The sequence below is a fragment of the Ruegeria sp. HKCCD9138 genome, from assembly GCF_057220975.1.
The window spans coordinates 103,407-128,068 of record NZ_JBWVAZ010000001.1 but is presented as its reverse complement, the minus strand read 5'-3'; the positions used below and the strand labels follow the sequence as shown (position 1 = coordinate 128,068).

The 24,662-nt window shown below is 56.9% G+C and carries 31 protein-coding genes; 15 read left to right on the top strand and 16 right to left on the bottom strand.

Annotated elements, in window-relative coordinates; translation table 11 throughout:
* Positions 1–24 precede the first annotated feature (24 nt).
* The 3 genes from AC2TEL_RS00665 (at position 25) to AC2TEL_RS00655 (ending at position 2,547) form a co-directional block, all read left to right on the top strand.
* Positions 25–774, top strand: a complete 750-nt coding sequence (locus AC2TEL_RS00665; protein WP_480842426.1) for a transporter substrate-binding domain-containing protein — start codon at positions 25–27, stop codon at positions 772–774.
* 82 nt (positions 775–856) lie between these two features.
* Positions 857–1,744, top strand: coding sequence for an ABC transporter permease (locus AC2TEL_RS00660; RefSeq protein ID WP_480901412.1), 888 nt, complete (start codon positions 857–859; stop codon positions 1,742–1,744).
* Positions 1,741–2,547: an ABC transporter permease gene (locus tag AC2TEL_RS00655; protein WP_480842430.1), complete on the top strand. Its 807-nt coding sequence runs from the start codon at positions 1,741–1,743 to the stop codon at positions 2,545–2,547. The genes AC2TEL_RS00660 and AC2TEL_RS00655 overlap by 4 nt, the downstream gene beginning before the upstream one ends.
* Positions 2,548–2,557: 10 nt before the next feature.
* On the opposite strand, the gene AC2TEL_RS00650 is transcribed toward AC2TEL_RS00655, so the two are convergent.
* Positions 2,558–3,367: a M90 family metallopeptidase gene (locus AC2TEL_RS00650; protein ID WP_480842432.1), complete on the bottom strand. Its 810-nt coding sequence runs from the start codon at positions 3,365–3,367 to the stop codon at positions 2,558–2,560.
* A gap of 754 nt (positions 3,368–4,121) precedes the next feature.
* On the opposite strand from AC2TEL_RS00650, the gene AC2TEL_RS00645 reads away from it, so the two are divergent.
* Entirely contained in the window at positions 4,122–5,336 is a 1,215-nt protein-coding gene (locus AC2TEL_RS00645; protein ID WP_480901410.1) for a DegT/DnrJ/EryC1/StrS family aminotransferase, read from the top strand.
* Between the two features lie 3 nt (positions 5,337–5,339).
* On the opposite strand, the gene AC2TEL_RS00640 is transcribed toward AC2TEL_RS00645, so the two are convergent.
* The 4 genes from AC2TEL_RS00640 to AC2TEL_RS00625 all read right to left on the bottom strand — a co-directional run bounded on the left by AC2TEL_RS00640 (position 5,340) and on the right by AC2TEL_RS00625 (position 9,176).
* A complete protein-coding gene (locus AC2TEL_RS00640; RefSeq protein ID WP_480901409.1) occupies positions 5,340–6,098 on the bottom strand; it encodes a trypsin-like serine peptidase in 759 nt (252 codons plus the stop codon).
* Positions 6,099–6,106: 8 nt separating this feature from the next.
* On the bottom strand, positions 6,107–6,661 hold the full coding sequence (gene phaR, locus AC2TEL_RS00635) for a polyhydroxyalkanoate synthesis repressor PhaR (protein WP_480842438.1): 555 nt from the start codon (positions 6,659–6,661) through the stop codon (positions 6,107–6,109).
* Between the two features lie 135 nt (positions 6,662–6,796).
* Complete coding sequence (locus AC2TEL_RS00630; RefSeq protein WP_480842440.1) at positions 6,797–7,243, bottom strand: phasin family protein; 447 nt, start codon at positions 7,241–7,243, stop codon at positions 6,797–6,799.
* Between the two features lie 130 nt (positions 7,244–7,373).
* The gene (locus AC2TEL_RS00625; protein ID WP_480842441.1) at positions 7,374–9,176 is read right to left on the bottom strand and encodes a PHA/PHB synthase family protein; all 1,803 of its coding nucleotides are present in this window, start codon (positions 9,174–9,176) and stop codon (positions 7,374–7,376) included.
* 112 nt (positions 9,177–9,288) lie between these two features.
* On the opposite strand from AC2TEL_RS00625, the gene phaZ reads away from it, so the two are divergent.
* The gene (phaZ, locus tag AC2TEL_RS00620) at positions 9,289–10,560 is read left to right on the top strand and encodes a polyhydroxyalkanoate depolymerase (RefSeq protein WP_480842443.1); all 1,272 of its coding nucleotides are present in this window, start codon (positions 9,289–9,291) and stop codon (positions 10,558–10,560) included.
* A gap of 5 nt (positions 10,561–10,565) precedes the next feature.
* On the top strand, positions 10,566–11,150 hold the full coding sequence (locus AC2TEL_RS00615; RefSeq protein ID WP_480901408.1) for a DUF6151 family protein: 585 nt from the start codon (positions 10,566–10,568) through the stop codon (positions 11,148–11,150).
* A 24-nt stretch (positions 11,151–11,174) separates the two neighbouring features.
* On the opposite strand, the gene AC2TEL_RS00610 is transcribed toward AC2TEL_RS00615, so the two are convergent.
* Genes AC2TEL_RS00610 through AC2TEL_RS00595 form a run of 4 tightly spaced genes read right to left on the bottom strand, consistent with a single transcriptional unit; the run spans position 11,175 to position 13,976 of the window.
* The gene (locus AC2TEL_RS00610) at positions 11,175–11,789 is read right to left on the bottom strand and encodes a hypothetical protein (protein ID WP_480901846.1); all 615 of its coding nucleotides are present in this window, start codon (positions 11,787–11,789) and stop codon (positions 11,175–11,177) included.
* A gap of 20 nt (positions 11,790–11,809) precedes the next feature.
* Positions 11,810–12,235: a VOC family protein gene (locus AC2TEL_RS00605; RefSeq protein WP_480901406.1), complete on the bottom strand. Its 426-nt coding sequence runs from the start codon at positions 12,233–12,235 to the stop codon at positions 11,810–11,812.
* Positions 12,235–13,227: an alpha/beta hydrolase gene (locus AC2TEL_RS00600; protein ID WP_480901405.1), complete on the bottom strand. Its 993-nt coding sequence runs from the start codon at positions 13,225–13,227 to the stop codon at positions 12,235–12,237. The genes AC2TEL_RS00605 and AC2TEL_RS00600 overlap by 1 nt, the downstream gene beginning before the upstream one ends.
* On the bottom strand, positions 13,227–13,976 hold the full coding sequence (locus tag AC2TEL_RS00595) for an alpha/beta fold hydrolase (protein WP_480901403.1): 750 nt from the start codon (positions 13,974–13,976) through the stop codon (positions 13,227–13,229). Before AC2TEL_RS00595 ends, AC2TEL_RS00600 begins: the two co-directional genes overlap by 1 nt.
* Positions 13,977–14,191: 215 nt before the next feature.
* Between AC2TEL_RS00595 and thrS the strand changes: the two genes are divergently transcribed.
* The 5 genes from thrS (at position 14,192) to AC2TEL_RS00570 (ending at position 18,885) form a co-directional block, all read left to right on the top strand.
* The gene (gene thrS, locus AC2TEL_RS00590; protein WP_480842454.1) at positions 14,192–16,150 is read left to right on the top strand and encodes a threonine--tRNA ligase; all 1,959 of its coding nucleotides are present in this window, start codon (positions 14,192–14,194) and stop codon (positions 16,148–16,150) included.
* Between the two features lie 221 nt (positions 16,151–16,371).
* Positions 16,372–16,674, top strand: coding sequence for a BufA1 family periplasmic bufferin-type metallophore (locus AC2TEL_RS00585; protein WP_480842456.1), 303 nt, complete (start codon positions 16,372–16,374; stop codon positions 16,672–16,674).
* Positions 16,675–16,745: 71 nt separating this feature from the next.
* Positions 16,746–17,603, top strand: coding sequence for an MNIO family bufferin maturase (bufB, locus tag AC2TEL_RS00580; protein WP_480901401.1), 858 nt, complete (start codon positions 16,746–16,748; stop codon positions 17,601–17,603).
* A complete protein-coding gene (locus tag AC2TEL_RS00575; RefSeq protein ID WP_480901399.1) occupies positions 17,600–18,361 on the top strand; it encodes an HvfC/BufC N-terminal domain-containing protein in 762 nt (253 codons plus the stop codon). Before bufB ends, AC2TEL_RS00575 begins: the two co-directional genes overlap by 4 nt.
* Positions 18,358–18,885 carry a DoxX family protein gene (locus AC2TEL_RS00570; RefSeq protein ID WP_480842462.1) on the top strand — a complete coding sequence of 176 codons (528 nt, stop codon included), beginning with the start codon at positions 18,358–18,360 and terminating at the stop codon, positions 18,883–18,885. The genes AC2TEL_RS00575 and AC2TEL_RS00570 overlap by 4 nt, the downstream gene beginning before the upstream one ends.
* 1 nt (position 18,886) lies before the next feature.
* On the opposite strand, the gene AC2TEL_RS00565 is transcribed toward AC2TEL_RS00570, so the two are convergent.
* On the bottom strand, positions 18,887–19,255 hold the full coding sequence (locus tag AC2TEL_RS00565) for a hypothetical protein (protein ID WP_480842464.1): 369 nt from the start codon (positions 19,253–19,255) through the stop codon (positions 18,887–18,889).
* Positions 19,256–19,296: 41 nt separating this feature from the next.
* A complete protein-coding gene (locus AC2TEL_RS00560) occupies positions 19,297–19,614 on the bottom strand; it encodes an arsenate reductase family protein (protein WP_480842466.1) in 318 nt (105 codons plus the stop codon).
* Between the two features lie 215 nt (positions 19,615–19,829).
* On the opposite strand from AC2TEL_RS00560, the gene AC2TEL_RS00555 reads away from it, so the two are divergent.
* Positions 19,830–20,036, top strand: a complete 207-nt coding sequence (locus AC2TEL_RS00555; RefSeq protein ID WP_008758035.1) for a cold-shock protein — start codon at positions 19,830–19,832, stop codon at positions 20,034–20,036.
* A gap of 80 nt (positions 20,037–20,116) precedes the next feature.
* Here AC2TEL_RS00555 and AC2TEL_RS00550 read toward each other — a convergent pair whose 3' ends face one another.
* Positions 20,117–20,425 (bottom strand): hypothetical protein, encoded by a 309-nt coding sequence (locus AC2TEL_RS00550; RefSeq protein ID WP_480842467.1) that lies wholly within the window; start codon positions 20,423–20,425, stop codon positions 20,117–20,119.
* Between the two features lie 53 nt (positions 20,426–20,478).
* A complete protein-coding gene (thyX, locus tag AC2TEL_RS00545) occupies positions 20,479–21,390 on the bottom strand; it encodes an FAD-dependent thymidylate synthase (RefSeq protein WP_480901397.1) in 912 nt (303 codons plus the stop codon).
* 178 nt (positions 21,391–21,568) lie between these two features.
* On the opposite strand from thyX, the gene AC2TEL_RS00540 reads away from it, so the two are divergent.
* From AC2TEL_RS00540 to AC2TEL_RS00530, 3 genes are read left to right on the top strand one after another with little or no spacing between them, the layout of a single operon-like run.
* Complete coding sequence (locus AC2TEL_RS00540; protein ID WP_480901395.1) at positions 21,569–21,997, top strand: VOC family protein; 429 nt, start codon at positions 21,569–21,571, stop codon at positions 21,995–21,997.
* Positions 21,994–22,698 carry a DUF1194 domain-containing protein gene (locus AC2TEL_RS00535; RefSeq protein WP_480901393.1) on the top strand — a complete coding sequence of 235 codons (705 nt, stop codon included), beginning with the start codon at positions 21,994–21,996 and terminating at the stop codon, positions 22,696–22,698. The genes AC2TEL_RS00540 and AC2TEL_RS00535 overlap by 4 nt, the downstream gene beginning before the upstream one ends.
* A complete protein-coding gene (locus AC2TEL_RS00530; RefSeq protein WP_480842476.1) occupies positions 22,695–23,414 on the top strand; it encodes a DUF1194 domain-containing protein in 720 nt (239 codons plus the stop codon). Before AC2TEL_RS00535 ends, AC2TEL_RS00530 begins: the two co-directional genes overlap by 4 nt.
* Before the next feature lie 3 nt (positions 23,415–23,417).
* Here the strand turns inward: AC2TEL_RS00530 and AC2TEL_RS00525 are convergent, their stop codons facing one another.
* The 3 genes from AC2TEL_RS00525 to AC2TEL_RS00515 all read right to left on the bottom strand — a co-directional run bounded on the left by AC2TEL_RS00525 (position 23,418) and on the right by AC2TEL_RS00515 (position 24,640).
* Positions 23,418–23,915 (bottom strand): MarR family winged helix-turn-helix transcriptional regulator, encoded by a 498-nt coding sequence (locus tag AC2TEL_RS00525; RefSeq protein ID WP_480842478.1) that lies wholly within the window; start codon positions 23,913–23,915, stop codon positions 23,418–23,420.
* A 78-nt stretch (positions 23,916–23,993) separates the two neighbouring features.
* On the bottom strand, positions 23,994–24,251 hold the full coding sequence (locus tag AC2TEL_RS00520) for a succinate dehydrogenase assembly factor 2 (protein ID WP_480842480.1): 258 nt from the start codon (positions 24,249–24,251) through the stop codon (positions 23,994–23,996).
* Entirely contained in the window at positions 24,248–24,640 is a 393-nt protein-coding gene (locus AC2TEL_RS00515; RefSeq protein ID WP_480842482.1) for a helix-turn-helix domain-containing protein, read from the bottom strand. Before AC2TEL_RS00515 ends, AC2TEL_RS00520 begins: the two co-directional genes overlap by 4 nt.
* Positions 24,641–24,662 lie beyond the last annotated feature (22 nt).

Here is a 24,662-nt window from a genome sequence, read left to right as displayed (position 1 = left end):
CAGAACCAATAAGGGGAGTAACCAATGAAAAACCTGATTCTGACCACCGCAGCACTGGCGCTGACTGCCGGTATCGCTATGGCCGACACCGTTCGGATGGGAACCGAGGGCGCATACCCTCCGTACAACTTCATCAACGATGCGGGTGAAATCGACGGATTCGAGCGTGAAGTTGGCGATGAGCTGTGCAAGCGCGCCGGTCTGGAATGCGAATGGGTCAAGAACGACTGGGATTCGATCATCCCGAACCTGGTTTCGGGCAACTACGACACCATCATTGCCGGTATGTCGATCACTGATGAGCGGGACGAGGTCATCGACTTCACTCAGGATTACTATCCTCCGACCGCGTCGGCCTATGTCGCAACCTCTGATGCGGCGGACGTGACCGGCGGCATCGTTGCGGCCCAAACCGCGACCATTCAGGCGGGCCACGTCGCCGAATCCGGTGCGACTCTGGTTGAATTTGCCACACCGGAAGAAACCATCGCCGCTGTTCGCAACGGCGAAGCCGATGCCGTTCTGGCGGACCGCGATTATCTGGTCCCGCTGGTCGAGGAATCGGGTGGCGAACTGGTATTCGTAGGCGACCCGGTTCCACTGGGCGGTGGTGTCGGCATGGGCTTGCGTGAAAGCGACGGCGAACTGCGCGGTAAGTTCGACGAGGCAATCACCTCGATGAAAGCTGACGGCACGCTGAACGAAATGCTGATCAAGTGGTTTGGTGAAGGCATCTCCACCTACAGCGCTGACGGCTCGGTCGTCACCAACTAAGCACTCCGTTCAAAGGTCCGGCGCCATTTGCGCGCCGGACCAACCCGGCTAATCACCGGGCTTGACGTTCGAAAGACGCCTTATGTTCTCCTACTGCGCCGATCCTGACACACTGGGCACGTTTCGCTGGTTTTCATGTTACCTGACCAACGGCGTCCACTGGTCGTTTTACCTGTCGTTCGTCAAGGTTCTGGCCCTGCTGGCCGTAACCGCCCCTGTCGCATTGGCTTTCGGGTTTGGCGGTGCCATGGCTGCACGGTCGCATTTTCCACCGCTCAGTTTGTTGGGCAAAGGCTACATCGCCATCGTCCGGGGTGTTCCGGATATCGCGTTCTTCCTGTTTTTCGTCATCGCCCTTGATCAGGGATTCGAATGGATCCGCCACAAGGTTTTGTGCCCCGAATGGACCGAGCCCGTTCGCCAGGGCAATGACTTCCTCGTGTGTCAGGCCGCCAAGTTGCCTTTGGGCACTGCCCCGGAATGGGTGCACGAGACCTATGGCTTTTTCCTCGCCGTCATCACATTTTCCATCGTTTTTGGCGCCTTCGCGGCAAACGTTCTGTTCGGCGGTATGCGCGCCGTCCCTCATGCACAACTGGAAACGGCCGAAGCTTATGGCATGACCCGTCGCCAGACATTCTGGCGTATTCTTGTGCCCCAGATGTGGGTCTATGCGCTGCCCGGTCTCAGCAACCTGTGGATGGTGCTGATCAAGGCGACACCCCTGCTGTTTCTTTTGGGCATCGAAGACATCGTCTATTGGGCCCGCGAACTTGGCGGCACCAAGACGTCGAAATTCACCCAATACCCGCATGGTGACTGGCGCATGTGGTACTTCCTGTTTTTGCTCATTTTCTACCTTGGCATGACGCGCGTGTCGGAGATCGGGCTTGAAAAGCTTATGCGCCGCCTGTCCCACGGCCAGGCCACATCCGGCGGCGAGTTGCTGCGCAAGGAGACCACTGCATGAGCTGCTTGCAAACCATCCAGGACTACGGCCTGCGTTCGATCGGGATCGGCGAACGTTTGTTGCCGAGAACCGATTTTACCCTGTGTGAACAGTTCACTCTGATCGGTTCGGGAATGATCTGGAACGTCTATTTCGGCATCATGGCGCTGGCGACCGGGTTCTTTCTTGCAACCGCACTGGCCGTAGGCAAGGCATCGACCAACAAGTGGCTGCGCAAGCCCGCCGAGTGGTTCATTTTCATCTTCAGGGGCTCGCCCCTCTTTATCCAGTTCTTCTTCGCCTATTTCTTCTTCCTGTCGCTGAAGAAGACCTATCCGATGTTCGACGCCTTCACCTCGGCCTGGCTGGGGGCGTTGATCGTGCTGTTCCTGAACACCGCCGCCTATTCGGGCGAGATTTTCTACGGCGCGCTGCGCTCGATCCCCAAGGGTGATATCGAGGCGGCAGATGCCTATGGGATGTCCGGGTGGTCCCGCTTTCGCCGTATCGTCTGGCCGACCATGCTTCGGCTAGCCTGGCCCGCCTACACGAACGAAGCGATCTTTCTGTTCCATGCAACCACACTCGTCTTTTTCTCGGCCTTTCCTGCGTGGCAGCAACGGGGTGACGCGCTTTATTACGCCAGCTATTTCGCGGACAAGACGTTCAACCCGTTCGTCCCTTACCCGATCCTGGCATTCTATTTCATCCTGCTAACGCTGGTCATCGTCTGGGGATTCGGGCTGGTCAATAAACGACTGAACCGCCACCTGCCAGCCGAGCGGAAAGCCAAGATGCGCTTCCGGTTGAATCTGGCGCGTTAAGGGTCGGACCTTACTGCCAGGTGACGGGGTCGAGGTGAAACAGCTTGGACAGCTGAGCGTATACTTCGGGAACCTCATGCTTCAACGCTTGGGGCCTTTCAAAGAACACCTCGACTGAAACCGCAAAGAACTCTTCGTGCCCTGTTGCCCCATAGGGGTCGATAACCGTGTGACGGCCGCTCTCGACGGCCCGAACATGGGCGTCATAGGCTGTAAGGAATGCGTGTTCCCACTCGGTAAAGCTCTGACCTTCGCTCAGGATCGGCACGCCATTGGTTCCACCGGACAGATCATCGATCTGATGGGCAAACTCGTGAAAAACAACGTTCTGTCCATCGTGATCATCCAGCGCGCCCTGATTGCTGTGCGCCCAGGACAGAATGACAGGACCCCGGTCCCAGCTTTCCCCTGTCCGTACGATTTCCTTTTCCGTCACAACGAAACCGGAATGCTTCTGCTGTTTTGATTTGAACGCGTTCGGGTAGATCAGGACAGTTGTCAAATTATCGTACCAAAGCTCGCTGTTCACGACGAGCAAACACGCTTGTGCAGCAATGGAAAGCTCCATGTCTTCTGTAACCTCGAGGCCATCACAGCCAAGGAAATTCACCTGGTTCAAAAACAGGTTTATCTTGCCGTCAAGCTTGCCGCGCAGGTCCTGGGGTAACCGCTGAATGATCGGCACACGACGATAGATGATCTTGCGCTGATGGTCGGTAAGCGGCGCAGAAAGAAGCGCCGCCCGCTTTTGTTTTTTCGACCAAAAGCGATAGCCCAAAACCGCGACGATCAGCAGGACAAGTGCAAGAAACAGTATCATCAGCGAACACTATACGGATCACGCCAAGGGGTACAATTGGCGACGAACCGTCTCCAATCCTGACCGAACAATGGATCGATCATGGCTAGGTGATCGTACTATTTGCGCGATGCGTCGAAACTCCTGGGTTCGGCGTCGCGCACATTGAACAGCCTGTTCAAGTCTCGACAGGTTGCGCTGGCTTTCATTTCGCCTTTGGAGCCAAGTCCAATCGAGCTCCAATTTGTCATGACGGCCATGCTCAATGACGCATCAACGCAAGTTACCTGAACGAAAACTGCGAAGCAAAGGAGTGCCGTCTTCATTTGCAGCCATGCTGGAGAAATGCGCGGATACTATCTCGAGTAGTCATGTCGGACTTTTAGAAGCCGACATTGACGGCCGCCATGCAAAAGTTCGGCTTGGCCGGACGGCTGCCTGAAAACTGGAGCATTTGCTGTGTCGGCCGCCCCCTGAATTGTCGCCAAGGTCCCGCGTTGGTTTTCGGTGCGGGAACATGACTACATGCTGATGAACGTTTGATCGTGAATTTCAGCCTCCGCCCTTCCAACGATCGATAATCGAGCCACTCGCCAAGCTGGTACGCGGCGATACCAGGGCGGATACCGACGTCACCGGGGGAGGTCATGCAGACAGGTCGACCTTTCGAAAAAGCAACAGTTTGGTGAAATTCCGCTTAAGCGTGCAATGGGGCCTTGGTTTGCTGAATTCATTACTTTATATTTCCAAATAATAGAATTCGGGAAAACCAAATATGACGCTACCACCTAACGTTCATGATGCCGAACCCATCCCCGCAGCAGCACGAGAAGCCATTGACGCCCTGATGCAGTCCGGCGACCTGTTTCGCTATACCGCACCGCAGGACGCGCCGGTTGCCCTTCTCGAGGCCGAATTTGCCGAACTATTGGGCACGAAATACGCTTTGGCGGTGTCCTCCTGTTCCGCCGCGCTGTTCCTTTCGATCAAGGCATTGGGGCTGCCGCGCGATGCGCGGGTGCTGATCCCCGGATTTACTTTCGCAGCCGTTCCGTCTTCGATCGTGCATGCCGACTGCATCCCAGTTCTGTGCGAAGTGGGCGACAATTATCGGATCAACATGGCAGATTTCGCCGTCAAACTGGACGATGTACAGGCGGTGATCATCAGCCACATGCGCGGCCACACATCCGATATGGACGCCATCATGGAGCTGTGCGACGCGCGCAACATCCCGGTGATCGAGGACGCAGCCCATTCACTGGGCACTCAGTGGCATGGTCGCAACATCGGGACCATTGGCAAGGTTGGTTGTTTCTCCTTCCAGTCCTATAAGATGATCAATGCGGGCGAAGGTGGCATCCTGATCACCGACGACGCCGATCTGGTCGCTCGGGCTGTGATCATGTCCGGTGCCTATGAACACAACTGGAAGAAGCACAAAGGCCCGCATGGCGATAACTCGCCAGACCTTGAACAAGCTTTCGCCCGCTGGCAGAACCAACTGCCGCTGTATAACCTGCGCATGAGCAACCTGAGCGCCGCCGTCATCCGCCCGCAGATCCCGGAACTTGCCCGCCGTGTGCGCGACGGCCTCGAAAACCACGACTACGTCGCAGATCGTCTGAACACCTCTCCTTACATCGATGTTCCAGCCCCGCTGGCTCCGGAACGGCGCGCTCCGGATTCGATCCAGTTCAATCTGGTGGGTATGGATGTGGCCGAAACCCGTGCTTTTGCCGAGGCTGCCGAGGCGCGCGGCGTCAAGGTTCAGGTCTTTGGTCTGAGCGAGGACAACGCGCGCGCGTTCTGGAACTGGCAATTCTTGCCGGAACAGGTCGAGCTGCCGCGGACCCGTGCGATGTTGATGAAAGCCTGTGATGTCCGCCTGCCCGTTCGCCTGACGCGGGACGAGCTGGATGTGATCACGGACATTCTGCTGGCGTCGGTCGCAGATGTTACGGGCCCGATGCCCGTCTACGGCACCTGATTTTCAATCGCCGTTCAGTTCGAACAACCTGACAGATAAAAAAAGCGCGTTGATCCCTTGCGGGGTCGGCGCGATACGCGACAGGATACCAGCCACGGCCATTCCGTGTTCAGTCTCGACAAGCAGTGGGGCACCGGAATCTCCCATCATCACCGGACAGATCGCACGCAATAGCCTTGGCGGCCCCGGATCGGGCTCACAGCTGTTCGTTCGGCTCAGGACATGTGGCCTCAGGCCCGAGTAACCAGCCACAAATCCCGGTTGCGTGACCGGATCGATGGGCAGATAGCCCACCGATTGACCGATCGGTTCGGACAGCTCCAAAACGGCCCAATCCAGATCGGCTTGCCCATCGAACGTCCCATCACGCCCCTGTGCGGGCGCCAATCGGTAGTCTTTGATTGTCGAAAACGCTGCAGCTTCTCCGCGTTGATAGCCAGCGGCGAAACGGATGCTCGTTGCGGGGATCCATCGTTTACGAGCACCGTTATAGAGGCAATGCGCAGCCGTCAGGACATGGCGTTCTGACACAAGAACTCCAGTGCAATGAAACCGTTGGCTGGTACTGGCAAAATTGACCCGACCAATGGCGCGCCATGGTGATTGAGATGCGTCAATAATTTCACGGGCGCGAATATCGCTACACCCGGCCGCCGCATCCCTGCCCATCGTGCAAACGGGTTCCCAGGTCTCAGTGAACTTCCCCTGCGCCAGCGCTCCCCCTGCCCAGAGAACCGCAGGAAGCAGAAGCGCATACCACATAAGGATCGTCAGCTAAGTTTGGACAGTTTCTGCTGCAATTCGGCCAGCTGTTTCTTGATGTCCGCCAGATCTTCCTTCGGTTCGGACGTGTCTTCCTTTTCGGCATCAGGACCGGACCAGTTCCCCGATAGACCACCCGTCATCGCCTTCAGAAACGCCTGTTGCTGCGCCTGCAACGCCTCGAACCCAGGTATCTGTGACATTGGATTCATGGCGTTCATGTTTTCCATCATCTTGGTCTGGCTTTCGCGAAGCATCTCGAACGAGCTTTGCAGGAATTGCGGCATCATTCCACCGCCCGGCACCATATAGCTGCGTACCAGATCGTTCAGCACATTCACCGGCAAAACATTTTCACCGCGGCTTTCATGTTCAGCAATGATTTGAAGCAGGTATTGACGAGTCAGGTCATCTCCCGTTTTCAGGTCAATAATCTGAACCTCACGCCCATCGCGGATGAACCCTGCGATGTCTTCGAGCGTGACGTAATCGCTGGTCTCGGTGTTATACAGCCGGCGGCTGGCATAGCGCTTGATCAGCAGCGGTTTTTCTTGTTCTGACACCTAGTACCCTCCCCAAGGATGATGCGTTGCAGCAGAGATTATGCGAGCGCAGCACAAAAAGAAAGGGCAGGTCATTCGACCTGCCCGAAGCAATCACACCAAATGGGAGGGTTGGGTGCCGATTGCCGTCGTCGCTTACTTGGTGGTCGCGGCTTTCTTGGCAGCAGCGGTCACTTCGTTGGTTGCCTTCTTGACAGCGGCAGTCGCGTCTTCTGCAGCGTCTTTGCCGGCGGCCATCAGCAGCTCAACGGTTTCGGTCTGCACTTTTTTTGCGATCTCGGCGAATGCAGCCATGTTTTCAGCAGCAACTTCGGCCGACGCGCTTGCGAAGTCGGTTGCAGCCTTGGCGTAGTCGGCAGGCTCTGCCTTTGCTTTCGACATCTCGCTCAGCTTGGCCAGGGTTTCCTTGGTCCACTTGTTCGAGATTTCTGCCGATTTTTCAGCAGCGTCCAGAGCAACGCCCGACAGCTTTTCGTTCAGGGTCGCGGTCGACTTGAATGCGTCTTCCAGAGCGGTTGTGTCAACCGGGAACGCGCCCATCATGTCTTTCAGGGTCGCGGTAAAGTCTTGGGTCTTTGCCATTGTCCTAATCCTTTCAGCCGGTCCGGGCCCACCCCGGGTTTCATCAGCTTGAGGACAATATGATTTCTGCACCGCAGCATTTCAAGTATTTTCTTGCTGCGATGCAGAAAAAATTAGTTTCATAATGAAATCAGCGATTTGCCTTGACCAACACGTAGGTCCCCGGTGCCGGGCACAGACGCGGATGGTCCGAATCGCCGGTATCGCGAGCGGGCACTTGCTTGCCCGAGCGCTTCTTCAGCCAGGCCTCCCACAGCGGCCACCACGACCCTTCGTGGAAATCAGCCTCTTTCAGCCAGGTGTCGGCGTCGGCCTTGAGATCGGGATTGGTGTAATGGCCGTATTTCTTCTTGCTCGGAGGGTTAACAATCCCGGCAATATGACCGGATTCGGACACTACGAAGGTCTTGGACCGCGAGCCCATTTGCTGGACACCACGATAACAATCCTTCCAGGCTGCAATGTGATCGGTTTCGCAGGTAACTGCCATCAAGGGCACGTCCACGTCCTTGATGTGCAGCTTGTGCCCCATCAACTCGAAACCGTCTGCAACGAAATCGTTGCTTTGACACAACCCGCGCAGATACTGCATTGCCATCCGTCCCGGCAGGTTGGCGCCGTCTCCATTCCAATAGAGCAGATCAAAAGCCGGAGGCGTTTCGCCCATCATGTAACTGCGGATGGCGGGCGTATAGATCAGGTCCTTCGAGCGCAGGAACGACATGGTGCGCCCAATGATCCACGCCTTGAGAACGCCGTCTTTGTCAACTTGCTGTTCAATCCCGTCCACAAAATCGTTTTGCAGGAAGGGCGTGAACTCGCCCTGCTCGCCAAAATCCGTGAGCGTGGTAAAGAAAGTGGCTGATTTGATCGACTTGTCGCCGCGCTGCTTGAGCAACGACAGCGTCAGGCTCAGCGTCGTTCCGGCGATACAATAACCGACGGCGTTAACCTGCTTGACCTTGCAAATCTTCTTGGCCTCTTCAATGGCGGTCAGAAATCCTTCCTGAATATAGTCTTCCATCCCGATATCGGCATGGGACTGGTTCGCATTGACCCAACTTACAACGAATAGGGTGTATCCCTGCTCGGTTACCCATTTGATCAGACTGTTCTGGGCCTTCAAATCCAGGATGTAGAACTTGTTGATCCAGGGCGGGAACAAAACAATGGGCGTTTCGTGTACCGTTTCAGTCGCGGGTTTGTACTGGATCAGTTCCATCATCCGGTTGCGATAGACCACATCACCAGGTGTCGTCGCGATATTCCCGCCGATCTCGAAGGCGCTGTCATCAGCCAGCTTGACCACCAGCTCGCCATCGTTGGCCTCAAGGTCGGAAACAAGGTTTTCCAGTCCCTTGATCAGAGATTGCCCCTCGGTCTCGACGGCCTTTTCCAGCGCATCCGGGTTTGTGGCCAGGAAATTCGTCGGCGCCATCATGTCGATAATCTGCTGTGAAAAATAGGCCAGACGGCGCCTGTCCTTCGCATCCAGATCCTCGACCGAGGCCACGGCCTGTTCGATGGCTTGAGCATTGGTCTGATACTGCTGACGAATGAATCGGAAATAGGGGTTCGTGTCCCACATCGGGTTCGAAAACCGGCGGTCGGGTTTCGAGTTTCCGTCGTCTTCAACTTCGCCGGTGGTCATCGCTCGCTGCGCTTCAGCAAAGTTCAAAACGGATTTGCTCCAGAATTCGACCTGCTGTTCCAACAACTTGGCGGGATTTTGCCAAGCATCGGCCCAATAAGCGGTTGCTGCCTTTGCATAAAGATCTTGATTCGGGCCGTCCAGCGCGGGGGCGTGCGGCGTTTTTCCGGCCATCACCTCGATCAGGCGCTTCGACAACTGCTCGACCTTTTCCATATTTTCTTTAAGGCGTTCAATATGTTCTTCGGTCACCTCGGGTGTCTGACCTTCGCTAGTTGTCATTTTAACAATTCCCCCCTAACCTCGCTGCTATGCAGAATAACGTCGTGGGTGCTGGGGGGCAAAGCGACGAATGGTCCGAACTCTCAGGCTGACACTCAGGAGGCCCCATTTCATGCGCTACATGATGACCTACGACCTGATGGAAACCATGCGCAACACCAATCAGTGGCTTGGCGCAACGGCCAGTGCAATGGCGTCGTTTCCCCAATTCGCGATGATCCCGAACCCGGCGTTCAAATGGATGGCCGCCTGGGGTGAAGTGACGGAACGCACCTTTCAGCGCATGGTCGTAAAGCCCGACTGGGGCATCCGGACCTTTACCTGCGAAGACGGCAAGGACCATCTGGTCGACATCACCACCGTGCTTGAACGCCCATTCGGCGACCTGATCCATTTCCGCGTGAACGGGCGCGAGACCCAGGCCCGCAAAGTGCTGCTGGTTGCACCGATGTCGGGACACTACGCGACGCTTTTGCGCTCGACCGTCAAAAGCCTGCTGGTCAACTGCGAAGTCTATGTAACCGACTGGCATAATGCGCGCGATATCCCTGTGTCCGAAGGCAAGTTCGATGTCGAGGATTACACGCTCTACCTTGTCGATTTTATGAAGGAGCTGGGGCCGGATACCCACGTCGTTGCAATCTGCCAGCCCGCGCCGCTGACACTGGCCGCGACCGCCTATCTGGCCGAGCTTGAACCAAAGGCTCAGCCCAGCACACTGACCCTGATCGGCGGCCCTGTCGATCCGGACGCAACCCCGACAGAGGTCACCGATTTCGGGCGTCGCGTCACAATGGGTCAGTTGGAAGAAACGATGATCCAGCGCGTCGGCTTCAAATACAAGGGCGTGGGGCGCATGGTCTATCCCGGCCTGCTGCAACTGGCGTCATTCATGTCGATGAATGCGGAGCGTCATAGCAAAGCCTTCACCGATCAGATACACCGCGTGATCCGGGATGAAGCGTCGGACCATGATGCCCATAACCGATTCTATGACGAATACCTGGCGGTGATGGACATGACGGCCGAGTTCTATCTGTCCACAGTGGAACGGGTGTTCAAGAACCGCGAAATCGCCCGTAACGAATTTGTCGTGGCTGGGCACAAGGTGGACATCGCAAAAATCACTGACGTGGCGGTGAAATCGGTCGAAGGTGCGAATGACGATATCTCGGCCCCCGGCCAGTGTATCGCCGCGCTGGACCTGTGTACCGGTTTGCCCGAAAGCAAAAAAGCAAGCCATGTCGAACCGGGCGCTGGCCATTACGGTATCTTCGCCGGCCGAAGCTGGCGCGACAATATCCGCCCGCTTGTGATTGATTTCATGAACCAAAACAGCCGCAAACCACGCCGGAAAGCGGCCAACCAGAACAAAGTTGCCTGACAACCATGAGCGGGAAAAAGGTTGGAGATATCCCCTTTTCCTGCACATGCGGTTCCCTGCAAGGACATATCACCGCTCGGGGCGTGAAGTCCGGAACACATGTCGTGTGCTTCTGCCACGACTGCCGGGCAGCTCAACTATACTTCGGCCAACCGGACCCGGCGCCGGGACCCGTTGAAATTCTTCAGACCACTCCGGAAGATATCATCATAGAAAAAGGGGCCGAGCATCTGGCCGCAATGCAGTTAAGCCCCAAAGGGATGATGCGCTGGTATGCAAACTGCTGTAACGCACCGCTTTTGACGACCCCGCAATCACCGACATTTTCCTTTGGTGGATTTATCGTTGAACGCATCACCGATCCAACACCCTTGGGCCCTGTGACCACGCGAGGGTTCGTTCCTGCCCCAGAAGGGAAACAAAAGCACGAAAAGCTGCAATATGCCGCGATCGGACTTTTCAGGCGCGCCTTGGCATCCCGACTGTCAGGACGTTGGAAAACCTCTGTTTTCTTTAATCGGGAAACCGGTGCACCGACCGTCACACCGACAATTTTGACCAAAGAAGAACGCGCATCGTTCTACGATTAATCGCAGCCCCGTTCGATCAACGGCTCAAGGATACTGGATGGCTCGGAATGCTGGGAAATCCACGTATCGCTTGCGCCTTTCCGTCGTGCTTTCGTTCGGCTCGGCGCCTGGTCGCAACAGGCAGCCGCGCGGCGCGATATAACTGTCGATGCGCCGCATCGGGATTGGGCGCCAGACGAGGTTGAATGCGCAGAGCTTGGGAAAGAACCAAATTTCGGAATAGTCTAGATGGTCGTGCATCCACCATGCAAGATCCCGCCAGTCGCGCCCCCGCGCATACCGATCCGCAAACCACGGAATCACGATGGATGCCCCGGCGATCCGGGCTTCGCCCTCACCCCGATCCCAGATATGGCATTCCAGGGGGTGATCATTGCGGGCGCAATTCAGCTTGTTCTCATTGCCGAACCGGTTCAATGACGGCGACCGATAGCCGGAACGCACGGCAATGCGGCCAAAGGTTTCTTCGAGCGGATCCAGCAGAGTTTCGCAGAACGCCCGGCCGGTTTCGATTGCAAGATCCGGATTCTCGGGGATGTTCTGCCGGGCATGAAAATTACTGATCTCGGAATACAGGAAATCCCGCATGAAGAAATGCCGGGACAGGCGTATACGGCCGAGCGTTTCGAGGCTCCACATACTGCCCGGCTTGCGCATTGTCAGTATCCGTTCCAGCGAAAAGCCACATCCTGTCCGAGCTTCGAGAAGGGGTTAAATGCCACCTCCCAGATCGTGCCTTCGGGCGCGCGGAAATAGCCGTGGTGACCACCCCAGAACACATCCGAAGCAGGCTTCAAAATCTCGGCACCTGCTTCTCCGGCCTTGCTCAGAACTTCGGCCACGTCACTTTTTGCGCGGCAATTATAGCTAAGGGTCAGCGCCCCCTGCCCCAGCGTACCAACATCGACGCCGATTTCTTCTGCCAGTGCCGAAAGCGGGTAAAGGCCGAGGGTCTGTCCGATCAAATCGAACGCGATGACTCCATCTGGGCTTTCGACCCTTTTCCAACCCAAATGCTCGTAGAATGCCGCGACAGTTTCCGGGTCGACAACTCCGACGGTGATGAGGCTGACGCGTTGTTCCATTATTCGATCCCCTGTTCCTTCAACCAAGCGAGCATACCGGCCACGGCAAATTCGGTCTGCCCCGGAGCCATCAACCGGCCCGCTATGACGTGAGACGCCGGATCGTCCCCCGGCCCCATCGTGACAAGCGAAACGGTGGCCGGTGCGCCCCATGCTTCTGCCACTTTATGCGTCCGGTCCGGCCGCACAACCTGATCGTCGTCGGAAAACCAGAACAGGGCCGGAACCTGCGCGCCAGAGACGTCCAGAGCATAAACGCTCTCGACCAACACCGTCATCGGCACGACGGCCTCCCACGGATAGACGACGGTCCAATACTTGTTCAATTCGGGGTCTGGGCCAGAAACATCCCGTTCCGACCCCAACAGAACCGGCAACCAGTTTCGTGCCCAAGGCAGCGATGGTACCCACGACCCAACCGTATTGACGCCGAAATTCGGTGACACAAGAACCATTGCCGCGACGTCTTTGCTGAGTTCTGGGTTGAGAGCGGCCGCTACCGCCAGCGTACCACCGGTCGACGTGGAAATGACAACCACACGCTCGCCAACAGCGCGGGCCGCGGCCAGCGCTTCGGCCATGTCCATCATCCAGCCGGACGCGGTCGCTTCGGCCATGGCCATTCCGGATCGACCATGCCCCTGCAGGCGCGTGTAGACCAGATTGGCGCCCAACGCGTCTGCTATCAGATCCGGCACCGGTCGGATTTCTTCGGATGACGCGGAAAAGCCGTGAACATAAAGAACGGAATAGGGCGTGCGTCGCTCTTTGAAGCCATCCCGCCAGATTACCCGCTTCTCCACACCGGGCACGATGTCATCAAAGACGGACTCGGTACTTTCGAAATAGACCTGCACACCTTCGCCGAACTTTCGCGATTCAAACTGGGGATTCAGGTCCACCATCTCACGCGGGCCAAACCAATACACAAGAGCGCCAAGTGCAATGCCTGCCAGAAGAACGCGTCCCAGGAAACGCCCGAACCGCCGCATCAGCTGCCCGCCATCACATCCAGGACTGCCTTTTCGATTATCTGCAGGCAGGGGCCGTCCGAAAACCGATGGTCGGCGTCCTTGACCAATAACAGCTGCATATCCGGCCCGCTGGCGTGCTCAAGCAAACGAACAGCCGTTTCGGTGGATACCGCAGTATCCGCCGTACCTTGCAGAAAGCGAACGGGAAACGGTAACTCAAGAGCGTTGCGCAGAACAAGCTGCTGCCGTCCGTCCTCGATCATCCGCCTGGTGATGATGTAAGGTTCCATGTAGTCCGATGGCAGCTCCACGCGACCGACGGTGTCCAGCGTCGCTTTCTGTTCATCCGTAAAGGACGCCCAATACCCGTCCTCGGTAAAATCCGGCGCGGCCGCGATGGTGACCATGCCCGCGATCCGATCCGGCATCGCCTTGGCCAGCAGCAGCGCCTGCCACCCGCCCATGGACGAGCCGACAACAATCAGCGGCCCGTCCGTCAGCGTGGAAATCGCAGCCAGCGTATCCTGATGCCAGTCCCCGATGCAGCCCTCTTCGAACGCGCCTGAGCTTTCGCCATGCCCGGAATAGTCGAACCGCAGAAACGACTGCTCACGGGCCTGCGCCCATGCCTCGAGATGTACGGCTTTGGTGCCCTCCATGTCGGACTTGAGCCCCCCAAGGAAAACAAGTGTCGGCCCTGACCCTTCACTCTTGTGATAGGCCAGCCGTCGCCCTTGCGCTGTCTCCAGGTATTCCGTCGCCGCCATGAAATCCTCTTTGCGTTTCCCGCATCATGCACGCCCCGAACCCAAGTGCAATTCCCCGGCCCTTTCATCTTTTCACAAATACTCCGGGGAGCGCGAGGGGCAGCGCTCCTCGCTTCTTCCCTTGACACCCACGCAACCGCCTGACAAAGGATCGGAACACCATAACCCGCAACCGGGCGTTCAGTGGGCGCCAAACCGACGAGGAGAGCCAGACCATGGCCCTGGATTCAAAATCCGTCTCTCTCACCTTTCCCGATGGCAATGCACGATCCTATGAAGCTGGCATCACGCCGGCGCAAATCGCGGCCGACATCTCAAACTCGCTGGCGAAAAAGGCCATCTCGGCCACGGTGAATGGCCAGCATTGGGACCTGCAATGGCCCATCGAAGCGGATGCCGATATCGCCATCCACACCATGAAGGATGAGGTTCAGGCCAATGAACTCATCCGCCACGATTTTGCTCACGTGATGGCGCGCGCGGTGCAGGAAATCTGGCCCGCAACCAAGGTCACCATCGGCCCGGTCATCGAGAACGGCTGGTATTACGATTTCGACCGGGAGGACCCCTTCACGCCCGAAGATCTCGGCCTCATCGAAAAAAAGATGAAAGAAATCATCAACAAGCGTGATCCCGTGACCACCGAGGTCTGGGATCGGGACCGTGCGATCGAATTCTACAAAGCCAACAACGAGCCTTACAAGGTCGAGTTGATTGAAGCGATCCCGGGTGACGAGCCAGTGCGTATGTATTGGCATGGCCATTGGCAGGATCTGTGCCGCGGTCCGCACCTGCAACATACCGGTCAGTTGCCGGGTGACGCCTTCAAGCTGATGAGCATTGCCGGCGCCTATTGGCGTGGCGACAGCAACCGCGCGATGCTGCAACGCATCTATGGCGTGGCCTTCACCGGCAAGGAAAAGCTCAAGGCCCACCTGCACATGCTGGAAGAAGCCGCCAAACGCGACCACCGCAAGCTGGGTCGCGAGATGGACCTGTTCCACATGCAGGAAGAGGCCCCGGGTCAGATCTTCTGGCACCCGAACGGCTGGACCATCTACACCCAGTTGCAGGATTACATGCGCCGCGCCCAGCACCGCGGTGGCTATGTTGAGGTGAACACACCCCAGGTCGTAGACCGCAAACTGTGGGAAAAGTCCGGCCACTGGGACAAATACCAGGAGCATATGTTCATCGTTGAAGTGGACGAAGAACACGCGCGCGAGAAATCGGTCAACGCGCTGAAACCGATGAACTGCCCCTGCCACGTTGAAATCTTCAAACAGGGTCTAAAGTCGTATCGCGACCTGCCGCTACGCATGGCGGAATTCGGGTCGTGCGCACGATACGAACCATCGGGCGCGCTGCATGGCATCATGCGCGTTCGAGGCTTCGCGCAGGACGACGCTCATATCTTTTCGACTGAAGATCAGATCGGCGACGAGTGCGCACGCTTCATCGGCTTCCTGACGGATGTCTACAAGGACCTCGGGTTTGACAGTTTCAAGATCAAGTTCTCGGACCGCCCGGAACAACGGGCCGGGTCGGACGAGGTTTGGGACAAAGCCGAAGAAGCGTTGCTGAACGCCACTCGCGCAGCGGGTGTCGAACCAGAGCTGAACCCCGGAGAAGGCGCATTTTATGGGCCCAAGCTGGAGTTTGTCCTGACCGATGCGATTGGCCGGGACTGGCAATGCGGCACGTTCCAGGTGGACTTCGTTCTGCCGGAACGGTTGGACGCCACTTACATCGGCGCTGATGGCGCCAAACACCGTCCTGTCATGCTGCACCGCGCCTGCCTTGGATCTTTCGAACGCTTCATCGGCATCCTGATCGAGGAGCACGCAGGTAAATTGCCGTTCTGGCTCGCTCCGCGGCAGGTGGTCGTCGCATCGATTACCTCGGACGCAGATGAATACGTGATGGAAGTGGTTGAAACGCTCAAGGCCGCCGGTGTCCGCGCCGAAGCCGACATCCGCAACGAGAAGATCAACTACAAGGTCCGCGAGCATTCGGTCGGCAAGGTTCCGGTCATTCTTGCCGTCGGCCACCGCGAAGTCGAAGAGCGCACGGTCAGCGTTCGCCGGCTGGGTGAAAAACAGACACAGGTTCAATCACTTGAAGCTGTAACAAAAGAGCTGGGCCAGTCCGCGACCCCGCCGGACCTGTTGTAACATTCGGCAGCAAATTGCCGTGAATCCGGCCCCCTTTTTGGGGCCGGATTGAAACATTTCCAATTTTCCACTTCAAAAACAGTTTGTTAACGCGCAAGGTGGCATGACTACCTTTGACGCGCTCGTGAGACACGGGCTCGTGAATTCAACTCTGGCCCGCAAGCCATTACCTTTGTCATTGTCACAAGCAGACATACCCAGTCATCAAGAGGATTACCGAGATGTCGAACACCGCAAAGTCCCTGGTCATCGCAACCGCAGTTGCAGCTGCTGTATCGGGCGCAGCCACTACAGCAACCGCGCAAGCCAAAGAAAAGTGCTATGGCGTTTCGCTGGCCGGTCAGAATGACTGCGCCGCGGGCCCCGGCACTACCTGCGCAGGCACCTCGACCGTTGATTATCAGGGCAATGCCTGGACCTTGGTCGATGCCGGCACATGCGCCGATATCGAACTGCCCAAGTCCGCCGACGGTACGCCCCGCCACGGCTCGCTCGAGCCGCTGGAGCGTGACCTGCCGGCATAAGGCCTCGCAAACGAAGATTTGGGGGCGGGCAACATCGCCCGCCCTTTTCGTCGTAGTCAGGGAACGCGCTTATGTTGGATGATGCTCTCCGATCGAACCGACTGCCTGCCGCACCGGGCGTAGGATACAAGCCGCAGCACTTCTCGCAGATCCTTGATCACGCAAAACCAGTGGCATGGCTGGAAATTCATGCCGAAAACTACATGGGCGACGGTGGCCGTCCGCTGGCGCAGTTACGACACCTGTCCGAACAGTTTCCGATTTCCGTCCATGGTGTCGGCCTTTCCATTGGTGGAGAGGATCCGCTGAACTCTGACCACCTGACACGTTTGAAAAGTTTGGTCGGCTGGCTGAACCCGGCAAGCTTTTCCGAGCACCTGGCCTGGTCAACCCATGACAGTCATTTTCTGAACGACCTTCTGCCCCTGCCCTATACCGACACCACACTGGCCCGCGTATGCGATCATATCGATCAGGTACAGGAAGTCGTTGGCAGGCAAATGCTGCTGGAAAACCCGTCCAGCTATCTTGCTTTTGAGGAAAGCACTTGGTCCGAGCCCGACTTCCTTCGCGAAATCGCCAGGCGAACGGGCTGCGGCTTGTTGCTGGACGTCAACAATGTCTTTGTCTCTGCCACCAACCTCGATTTCTCGCCACAGGGCTATATCGACGCCTACCCGCTGGAGCAGGTTGGCGAGATTCACCTTGGCGGTCATGACGAAGACGAGGACGATCACGGCCACCCGCTGTTGATCGACAGCCATGGGCGCGAAGTCGTCGATCCGGTTTGGGCTCTGCTGGATTACGTTCTGGACCGGTCGGGACCCAAGCCAATTCTGATCGAATGGGACACTGATGTTCCCGACTGGCCGGTCCTGCGGGCCGAAGCGGAACGCGCACAATCGGCTTTGGACCGGGTTCCGGCATGAGGGTGTCGCAAACCGCTTTTCACTCGGCCCTGTTGGATGCAAGCCAACCCGTTCCGGACGGTCTGCTGGATTCAGCCGACCAACCGGCGGGGGGCCGTTTCAGCGTCTATCGCAACAACGTCGCCGTATCCCTGACCGAGGCAATGCATCAGGCCTTCCCGGTGATTGCCAAACTGCTGGGCCCGCAAAACATGGACGGCTTGGCGGGAATTTTTCTGCGCCAGCATCCGCCGTCTTCACCTATGATGATGTATTATGGGGAAGAGTTTCCGGGTTTTCTGGCCAAAATGGAGCAGCTTTCCCATCTGGGTTACCTGCCGGATGTCGCCCGGTTGGAACTTGCAATTCGGCGATCCTATCACGCGGCCGATGGTCAACCGATCGATCCGGATGCTCTGGCCGTCGCGCCCGAGGATCTGATGCGGGCAAAGCTTACATTGGCTCCGGCGGTGCAGATCGTCCGCTCGGTCTGGCCGATTCATGCAATTTGGCGGTTCAACACGCAGGAAGATGCTCCCAAACCCGAAGCGGGCGCACAGGACGTCCTGATCACTCGTCCGGAATATGACCCTGCCCCGCATGAACTACCGCCTGGCGGTGCCGGCTGGATCGAACGAATTCAGAACGGTGAAACCATCGGCGAAGCGTTTGAGGCGACAACTGCAGAAACCCACGACTTTGACCTGGGAACCACTCTGGCACTGCTTTTGCAGGGCGGTGCGATTACTTCCGTGACTATCGAAAGGCTGGATACATGACTGCCCTGATTTCTACGTACAACAACACCCTGGGACGGCTGGAGGTGACCTCTGGCTGGTTGACACCGACCTTGGCCCGGCTGGTTTTTGCGGCAACTCTGCTGGTGTACTACTGGAACTCGGCGACGACCAAACTGGGCAGCGGATTTTTCGGGTTCTTGCGCCCGTCTGACGGTGCTTATGTACAGATTTTCCCCAAAGCCATGGAAGCTGTCAGCTATGACAGCTCCCAACTGGGTATCTTTCACTGGGCGGTTGCCGTGGCGGGCACATGGGCGGAATTCCTGTTGCCCGCTCTGATCGTGGTAGGCTTACTCTCGCGCATCTCCGCATTGGGCATGATCGCGTTTGTCTGGGTTCAGACGATCGTGGACGTTAACGGGCACGGTACCGAGCTGGGTAGCTACTTCACGAACGCTCCGAACCTGCTGGATGATCGGACACTGTGGTCCTTCACGCTTGCGGTGATCGTGATCAATGGCGCAGGCCCTCTGTCGCTGGACCGAATCCTGCGCATCAAGTGATTTAGAAATGCGTCTTGGGCTCGTCCGGCTTTCCCGCGGCCAGCCCAAGAACCCCGGCCACTGCGGCAAAGGCAATCGGGAACATGGTGAACACGCCGAAACCAAAGGCGTAGTACATGCCGGCCGCCGAAAGCAGCAGCAAAACACCAGCCACAAGCGCACGCGCATGAGCCATTGCGCCCCCTGCAATTGCCAGAAGGGGCGCCAGGATCGAGATGGTCTGAACCAGTTCGGGATTCTCGACCTGCTCGGCAATGCCGTCGATCTCACCAAACTGATCAACCAGTTCCACGAAGCCATAGCCAAAAAAGCCGACAATCATTCCAACAAGGCCGGCGATGACGCCCAAGATCATTGCAGCGTTCCGCATTCTTCCGTCTCCACAGTTTCAGATGTCAGATATGTGGTTTCTCAGACAACACCAAGGCCTCGGCGTGTTTCTTCGGTCCAGCCCAAGAACAATCTGCCGTCTGCTTCGATCAATGGACGCTTCATCAACGCGGGATGCTCTGCCAACAGGTCCAAAGCAGGACGATCCCGCTCGGATTCATCCAAATCCCGCCAGGTTGTTGACCGAGTGTTGAGCAAGGCTTTGCCGAAACGTTGGAACGCCGTCGTTATCACTGAATCCGGCACACCTTGCGCCCGAACATCCACGAACTCAGCATTTGGAAGCGATTTCAATGCCTTGCGGCAGGTATCACAGGTTTTCAATCCATAAAGGCGCATGATCGGGTTGTTCCTGTCGTTGATGCAATGTTGGGCAAAATGAAATGCTTACCCCGGTTATTCTTGATTTTTTACTTCACCGTGCAATGTTGAAAAAGACGAAACACGCAATTCGGGCCGTCTCGCTTGGGCGAACTGTGATGTGTTGCGGTTGCGTCAACTACTGTCCCCGCCAATTTAGGGGTCAACGTGTAAGTAGGAAGGAGACACGGGAAATGCCAACCGGCACCGTGAAATGGTTTAATACAACCAAAGGCTATGGGTTTATCGCCCCCGATGAAGGCGGCAAAGACGTGTTTGTTCATATCTCAGCCGTAGAACGATCCGGTCTGACCGGGCTCGCTGATAATCAGAAAGTCTCGTACGAGCTGCAGGACGGACGTGACGGTCGTCAGATGGCGGCTGATTTGAAGCCATTGTAATTTGCTCTCACCAAAGGTGGGACGTTTCCAAAAAAGGTTAGCGGCCAATTTCCGGCCGTTGACCGCCCTTCCAGGAAAATTCACCCTCGTGCCGGATCTGCTTCGGCATGGGTGAACCAGTTTTCGCCCATTGCAACGATGCAGGACGTTCCGGTTGCATAGGTAATAACCAAGGTCCAATCACCGGATTCGCTGGTCCAGACTTCCATGATCTGCTCGGGCCCGCGTATACCCGATGCTGCCTGCTGCGATCCGAACTGAAGTGTCAACTTGTCGTGCATCCGGCTGGTGGGTTCACAGATCACCTCTGCAATCGGAGATTGCGCATGAGCCGTACCCGCCAGCAGCAGAGCTGCGGCAACATTTCGAATATCCGAGATCATTGTCATGCATCCAATGTAACAGATACATGACAAAACGTATAGACAAATGATATGCGAGTTCAGCCTTCGCGGATCACATCCTGAAACTCTCGCCACTCGCGGGCGGTCAGGCCCGAATTCTCATGCGTGACAGCCTCACCTGCCAGCATCCGTCGAAGGCAAGCAACCATCTGAGCCGACAAATTGACCGCGCCAAGGCGGTAGTCTTCGAACGCGCGATAGGCGAAAGGAACCCAGTCGGCAACGATTTTGCACAGGGTCTCGGCATAGACCCGTATCTCATATTGTGCATGCGGGTCTGCGCGCAGGCGCAGGAAATGGAACAGGTTGTGAAGGTCCACCTTCCAGTACCATTGGGTATAGATATTTGCCGGCAGGTTCATGCGGGCCAACTCGCGGGCCAGCCCCTGCTGACCATCCTGATCGATCATGGATTCGTAGTTGTCGTAACACCGGGCACTGTCGGCCTTGAGAATCTCTAGAACGCGTGCTGCTTCCTCACCTTGCAACGCGTCGCCTCGCCCCTGGTTATTCACCTCGGATTGGGCGGCGACGTTTTCGGGTGCAGGAATATAGAACTCGCGATCCAGGATCGAATAACGGGCGGAATATTCGTTCACATTTGCCGTCCGATGGCGAATCCACTGGCGCGCGACAAAGACCGGCAATTTGACGTGCAGTTTGATCTCGCACATCTCGAATGGTGTCGAATGCCAGTGCCGCATCAAATAGCGGATCAGCCCCTCGTCATTCTGTACCGACTTGGTGCCTTTGCCGTAAGACACACGCGCCGCCTGACAAATTGCAGCATCGTCGCCCATATAATCGATAACCCGGACAAATCCGTGATCCAGAACCGGTTGCGCCGTGTAAAGGTGATCTTCCATACCTTCGGCAACAACGCGGCGGGTCGGATGGGACTGAGCACGTTGCGCGTCGATCTCGGCCAGTTGGTCGGCAGACAGAGGCATGAAATTATCCTTTCCAGCGATGAGTCGCCCACCACTATATATCGTCGACTTCCCTACCGGAACCGCGAGATGTGCGGCGTTTCGTGCAAAATTGGAATTGTGATCCGCCGCACCCCTCGACACACGATGACTGCGCGCTAAGCTGCTGAAAATCACAATCAATGTAAGGGAAGTCACGATGGGGCTGACATATCTTCACACCATGGTCCGCGTGAAGGATCTGGAGAAATCCATAGAGTTTTATGAACTATTGGGCCTGAAAGAAACCCGCCGGTACGAGAGTGAGGCCGGGCGCTTTACCCTGGTGTTCTTGGCCCCTCCGGGTCAGGAAGACGCACCGATTGAGCTGACATATAACTGGGACGGCGATGACGCGTTGCCCAGCGACAGCCGCCATTTCGGTCACCTCGCCTATGGCGTCGACAACATCTACGAGGCCTGCCAGCACCTTCAGGACAATGGCGTCGTCATCAACCGCCCGCCGCGCGACGGGCGTATGGCGTTTGTCCGGTCGCCCGACAATATTTCGGTTGAGCTGTTGCAAAACGGCGAAGCACTCGAGCCCGCTGAACCCTGGGCCAGTATGGAAAGCACCGGGCACTGGTGATCCGCTGGCTGGCATCCCTTGGGCTGGCTATTCTGGCCAGCCCCGGTCAGGCCGAAACCTGTCGTCTCGCCTTGGCGCTGGCATTAGACATATCAACTTCGGTCGACGCGAATGAGGATGTGTTACAGAGGCAGGGCCTCGCTGCAGCTCTGATTGCACCCGAGGTGCGAGATGCTTTTTTTTCATCCTCACTGCCCGTTGCATTATCAGTTTATGAATGGAGCGGGCGCGATATCCAGCGGGTTATTCTCGACTGGAAAATGATAGAGAACGACAACGACCTCACTTTCGCTTCTTCGCGTATTTCACAATCCGTCCGCTCGGACAGTGGTTCGGCGACGGCCATGGGGTATGCTCTGGCCTTTGGGGCAACCCTGATGCAGCAGGCGCCCAGATGTCTGTTTCAAACCATTGATCTGTCAGGGGATGGGTCGAACAACGACGGTTATGGACCTGAAATCGCTTACAGGCATTTTCCCTTCGGTGACACGGTCGTCAATGGCCTCGTCATCAACGCCGCCGATTTCGAGGGTGAGCTGTATTTGATCCCGTTCTTCGAGAACAATGTTCTGCGTGGTCCCGGTGCCTTTCTGGAAATTGCAAATGGGTTTGAAGATTTCGAGCGGGCCATGCGGCGGAAACTGGAACGCGAGTTGAACACGCTCGAACTGAGTGCAGTTTCAAAAGGTCATCCGAATTGATCCGGTTGCTGGCACTTTTGTTCAGCCTGACAGCGCCTCCGGTTTGGGCCGAATGCCGGCAAGCTCTGGCGCTGGGCCTGGATGTGTCTGGCTCGGTCGATAGCCAGGAATACCGTCTTCAGCTCCGCGGTCTGTCAGCAGCGTTGCGTCGCCCCGAGGTTCAGCAACTGATCCTGTCAAATCCTGCTGCGCCCGTTCGTCTGGCGATATTCGAGTGGAGCGAGGCCAGCCATCAACGCATTCTTCTGGATTGGACGGAAGTTCGCTCCTCCACGGACCTTCAACAAATCGGGCAACGTCTGGATTCGGTCACACGATCCTCGGCACCTCAGGGCACCGCCGTTGGGTCTGCCATGGTGTTTGGGGCCAAGCTTTTGGCCGAACAGTCCGATTGTTGGAAACGTACGCTGGACTTGTCAGGCGACGGCAAACACAATCTTGGCCCCCATCCGCGCGACGTCAAACAGACCCTGAGCGCATCCGGGATCACGATCAACGGATTGGTCATTGGCGCCGATGATCCGACACATAGCGACAAGCGATATGTGCAGGTTGGTGAGTTATCCGCCTATTACAACGCATGGGTCATTCTGGGACCAGGCGCATTTGTCGAAGTTGCACTGGGTTTCGAAGATTATGAGGACGCCATGACCCGAAAGCTGATCAAAGAGCTGGAGGGGTTGATCCTGTCGGGCCTCAGCCCAAAGGCGCGTTGATCGTCAATAGATATACCTGATCTGGTCGGTCCAGTATCTTTCCACGCGACGCAGCGATCCGGTAATATCCTCGATACCGTCTATGCTAAGGACACCACGGCTCTGAAGCCCATCAGCGTGACGGGCAAATAGATCTGAGACGATATCCCTTATCTCACGCCCACGAGGTGTCAGCCGCACCCGAACCGAGCGTCTGTCGATCTCGCATCTCTGGTGATGCATGTATCCCATTTCAACCAGTTTCTTGAGGTTGTAGCTGACGTTGCTGCCCTGATAATATCCGCGACTTTTCAGTTCACCTGCGGTGACTTCATGATCGCCGATATTGAACAGCAGCAGGGCCTGAACGGCATTGATTTCCAGAACGCCGACACGCTCGAACTCATCCTTGATGACGTCGAGAAGCAACCGGTGCAGCCGCTCGACCAACGCCAAAGCCTCTAGGTAGCTGGACATGAACCCCTTGGTTCCTTGCCCGGAGACCTGCAATTCCAAACTCATATGACCCTCCGATTCATCCGCGCCGTTCAAGGCAAGATGACGCGAAATCCCGAAAAATCAGTTAAGCCGGATTTTATGCTATTTTTGAAAGGTTTGCGCTATGTCGGCAATCAGATCCGCGAAGGGTTCGGGTGCAGCAGACTGACCAGTGACCCATTGATAGAGGTCCTGATCGTTTTCGTGCAACAACGCATCGTAGGCTTCCAACTGGGCCGGATCCATCGCCGCCAGATTGCGGTCGGCATAAGCCGACAGGATCAGATCCATTTCCTTGATCCCGCGCCGCATCGAACGCATCTTCATGCGCTTGATCCGGGTTTCGCGTGGCTCGGTCATTCGGTCTCTTCCAGCTTCAAACGCAGAGTCTTTTCGACGCGCGCCAACCGTTCGGAACTGGCGCGCATTTCCCCTCGAATGGCACGCATCTCTGCAACCAGAGGCGCCAGATCGGTATTGGCCTCGCTCAAGGCGTTAGGCGCGTCCATCCCCTCTCCTTCGCCCGTGAGCAGCCACATGATCGAGACGTTGAGCATTCCGGCCATCATCGACAGTTTGTTAGCGCGCGGTTCGGACAGATCGTCCTCCCACGCGGCAACGGTGGCCTTTTTGACTCCGAGACGGCGGGCCAGCTGGGTCTGTGTCATTCCCGTCGCCTCGCGCGCGCCGGCGACACGATCCCCGAATGTCGCCGCGTCCGGTCCGAACCAGTCCGTTTCGTCGTTCATTGGGGGTCTCCTATACCTGTAT

What these genes read in the sequence shown, in the direction of transcription:
- AC2TEL_RS00665 (WP_480842426.1), top strand. Translation starts at nt 25, where the DNA reads ATGAAAAACCTGATTCTGACCACCGCAGCACTGGCGCTGACTGCCGGT.
- AC2TEL_RS00660 (WP_480901412.1), top strand. Translation starts at nt 857, where the DNA reads ATGTTCTCCTACTGCGCCGATCCTGACACACTGGGCACGTTTCGCTGG.
- AC2TEL_RS00655 (WP_480842430.1), top strand. Translation starts at nt 1,741, where the DNA reads ATGAGCTGCTTGCAAACCATCCAGGACTACGGCCTGCGTTCGATCGGG.
- AC2TEL_RS00650 (WP_480842432.1), bottom strand. Translation starts at nt 3,367, where the DNA reads ATGATACTGTTTCTTGCACTTGTCCTGCTGATCGTCGCGGTTTTGGGC.
- AC2TEL_RS00645 (WP_480901410.1), top strand. Translation starts at nt 4,122, where the DNA reads ATGACGCTACCACCTAACGTTCATGATGCCGAACCCATCCCCGCAGCA.
- AC2TEL_RS00640 (WP_480901409.1), bottom strand. Translation starts at nt 6,098, where the DNA reads ATGTGGTATGCGCTTCTGCTTCCTGCGGTTCTCTGGGCAGGGGGAGCG.
- AC2TEL_RS00630 (WP_480842440.1), bottom strand. Translation starts at nt 7,243, where the DNA reads ATGGCAAAGACCCAAGACTTTACCGCGACCCTGAAAGACATGATGGGC.
- AC2TEL_RS00625 (WP_480842441.1), bottom strand. Translation starts at nt 9,176, where the DNA reads ATGACAACTAGCGAAGGTCAGACACCCGAGGTGACCGAAGAACATATT.
- phaZ (WP_480842443.1), top strand. Translation starts at nt 9,289, where the DNA reads ATGCGCTACATGATGACCTACGACCTGATGGAAACCATGCGCAACACC.
- AC2TEL_RS00615 (WP_480901408.1), top strand. Translation starts at nt 10,566, where the DNA reads ATGAGCGGGAAAAAGGTTGGAGATATCCCCTTTTCCTGCACATGCGGT.
- AC2TEL_RS00610 (WP_480901846.1), bottom strand. Translation starts at nt 11,789, where the DNA reads ATGTGGAGCCTCGAAACGCTCGGCCGTATACGCCTGTCCCGGCATTTC.
- AC2TEL_RS00605 (WP_480901406.1), bottom strand. Translation starts at nt 12,235, where the DNA reads ATGGAACAACGCGTCAGCCTCATCACCGTCGGAGTTGTCGACCCGGAA.
- AC2TEL_RS00600 (WP_480901405.1), bottom strand. Translation starts at nt 13,227, where the DNA reads ATGCGGCGGTTCGGGCGTTTCCTGGGACGCGTTCTTCTGGCAGGCATT.
- AC2TEL_RS00595 (WP_480901403.1), bottom strand. Translation starts at nt 13,976, where the DNA reads ATGGCGGCGACGGAATACCTGGAGACAGCGCAAGGGCGACGGCTGGCC.
- thrS (WP_480842454.1), top strand. Translation starts at nt 14,192, where the DNA reads ATGGCCCTGGATTCAAAATCCGTCTCTCTCACCTTTCCCGATGGCAAT.
- AC2TEL_RS00585 (WP_480842456.1), top strand. Translation starts at nt 16,372, where the DNA reads ATGTCGAACACCGCAAAGTCCCTGGTCATCGCAACCGCAGTTGCAGCT.
- bufB (WP_480901401.1), top strand. Translation starts at nt 16,746, where the DNA reads ATGTTGGATGATGCTCTCCGATCGAACCGACTGCCTGCCGCACCGGGC.
- AC2TEL_RS00575 (WP_480901399.1), top strand. Translation starts at nt 17,600, where the DNA reads ATGAGGGTGTCGCAAACCGCTTTTCACTCGGCCCTGTTGGATGCAAGC.
- AC2TEL_RS00570 (WP_480842462.1), top strand. Translation starts at nt 18,358, where the DNA reads ATGACTGCCCTGATTTCTACGTACAACAACACCCTGGGACGGCTGGAG.
- AC2TEL_RS00565 (WP_480842464.1), bottom strand. Translation starts at nt 19,255, where the DNA reads ATGCGGAACGCTGCAATGATCTTGGGCGTCATCGCCGGCCTTGTTGGA.
- AC2TEL_RS00560 (WP_480842466.1), bottom strand. Translation starts at nt 19,614, where the DNA reads ATGCGCCTTTATGGATTGAAAACCTGTGATACCTGCCGCAAGGCATTG.
- AC2TEL_RS00555 (WP_008758035.1), top strand. Translation starts at nt 19,830, where the DNA reads ATGCCAACCGGCACCGTGAAATGGTTTAATACAACCAAAGGCTATGGG.
- AC2TEL_RS00550 (WP_480842467.1), bottom strand. Translation starts at nt 20,425, where the DNA reads ATGACAATGATCTCGGATATTCGAAATGTTGCCGCAGCTCTGCTGCTG.
- thyX (WP_480901397.1), bottom strand. Translation starts at nt 21,390, where the DNA reads ATGCCTCTGTCTGCCGACCAACTGGCCGAGATCGACGCGCAACGTGCT.
- AC2TEL_RS00540 (WP_480901395.1), top strand. Translation starts at nt 21,569, where the DNA reads ATGGGGCTGACATATCTTCACACCATGGTCCGCGTGAAGGATCTGGAG.
- AC2TEL_RS00525 (WP_480842478.1), bottom strand. Translation starts at nt 23,915, where the DNA reads ATGAGTTTGGAATTGCAGGTCTCCGGGCAAGGAACCAAGGGGTTCATG.
- AC2TEL_RS00520 (WP_480842480.1), bottom strand. Translation starts at nt 24,251, where the DNA reads ATGACCGAGCCACGCGAAACCCGGATCAAGCGCATGAAGATGCGTTCG.
- AC2TEL_RS00515 (WP_480842482.1), bottom strand. Translation starts at nt 24,640, where the DNA reads ATGAACGACGAAACGGACTGGTTCGGACCGGACGCGGCGACATTCGGG.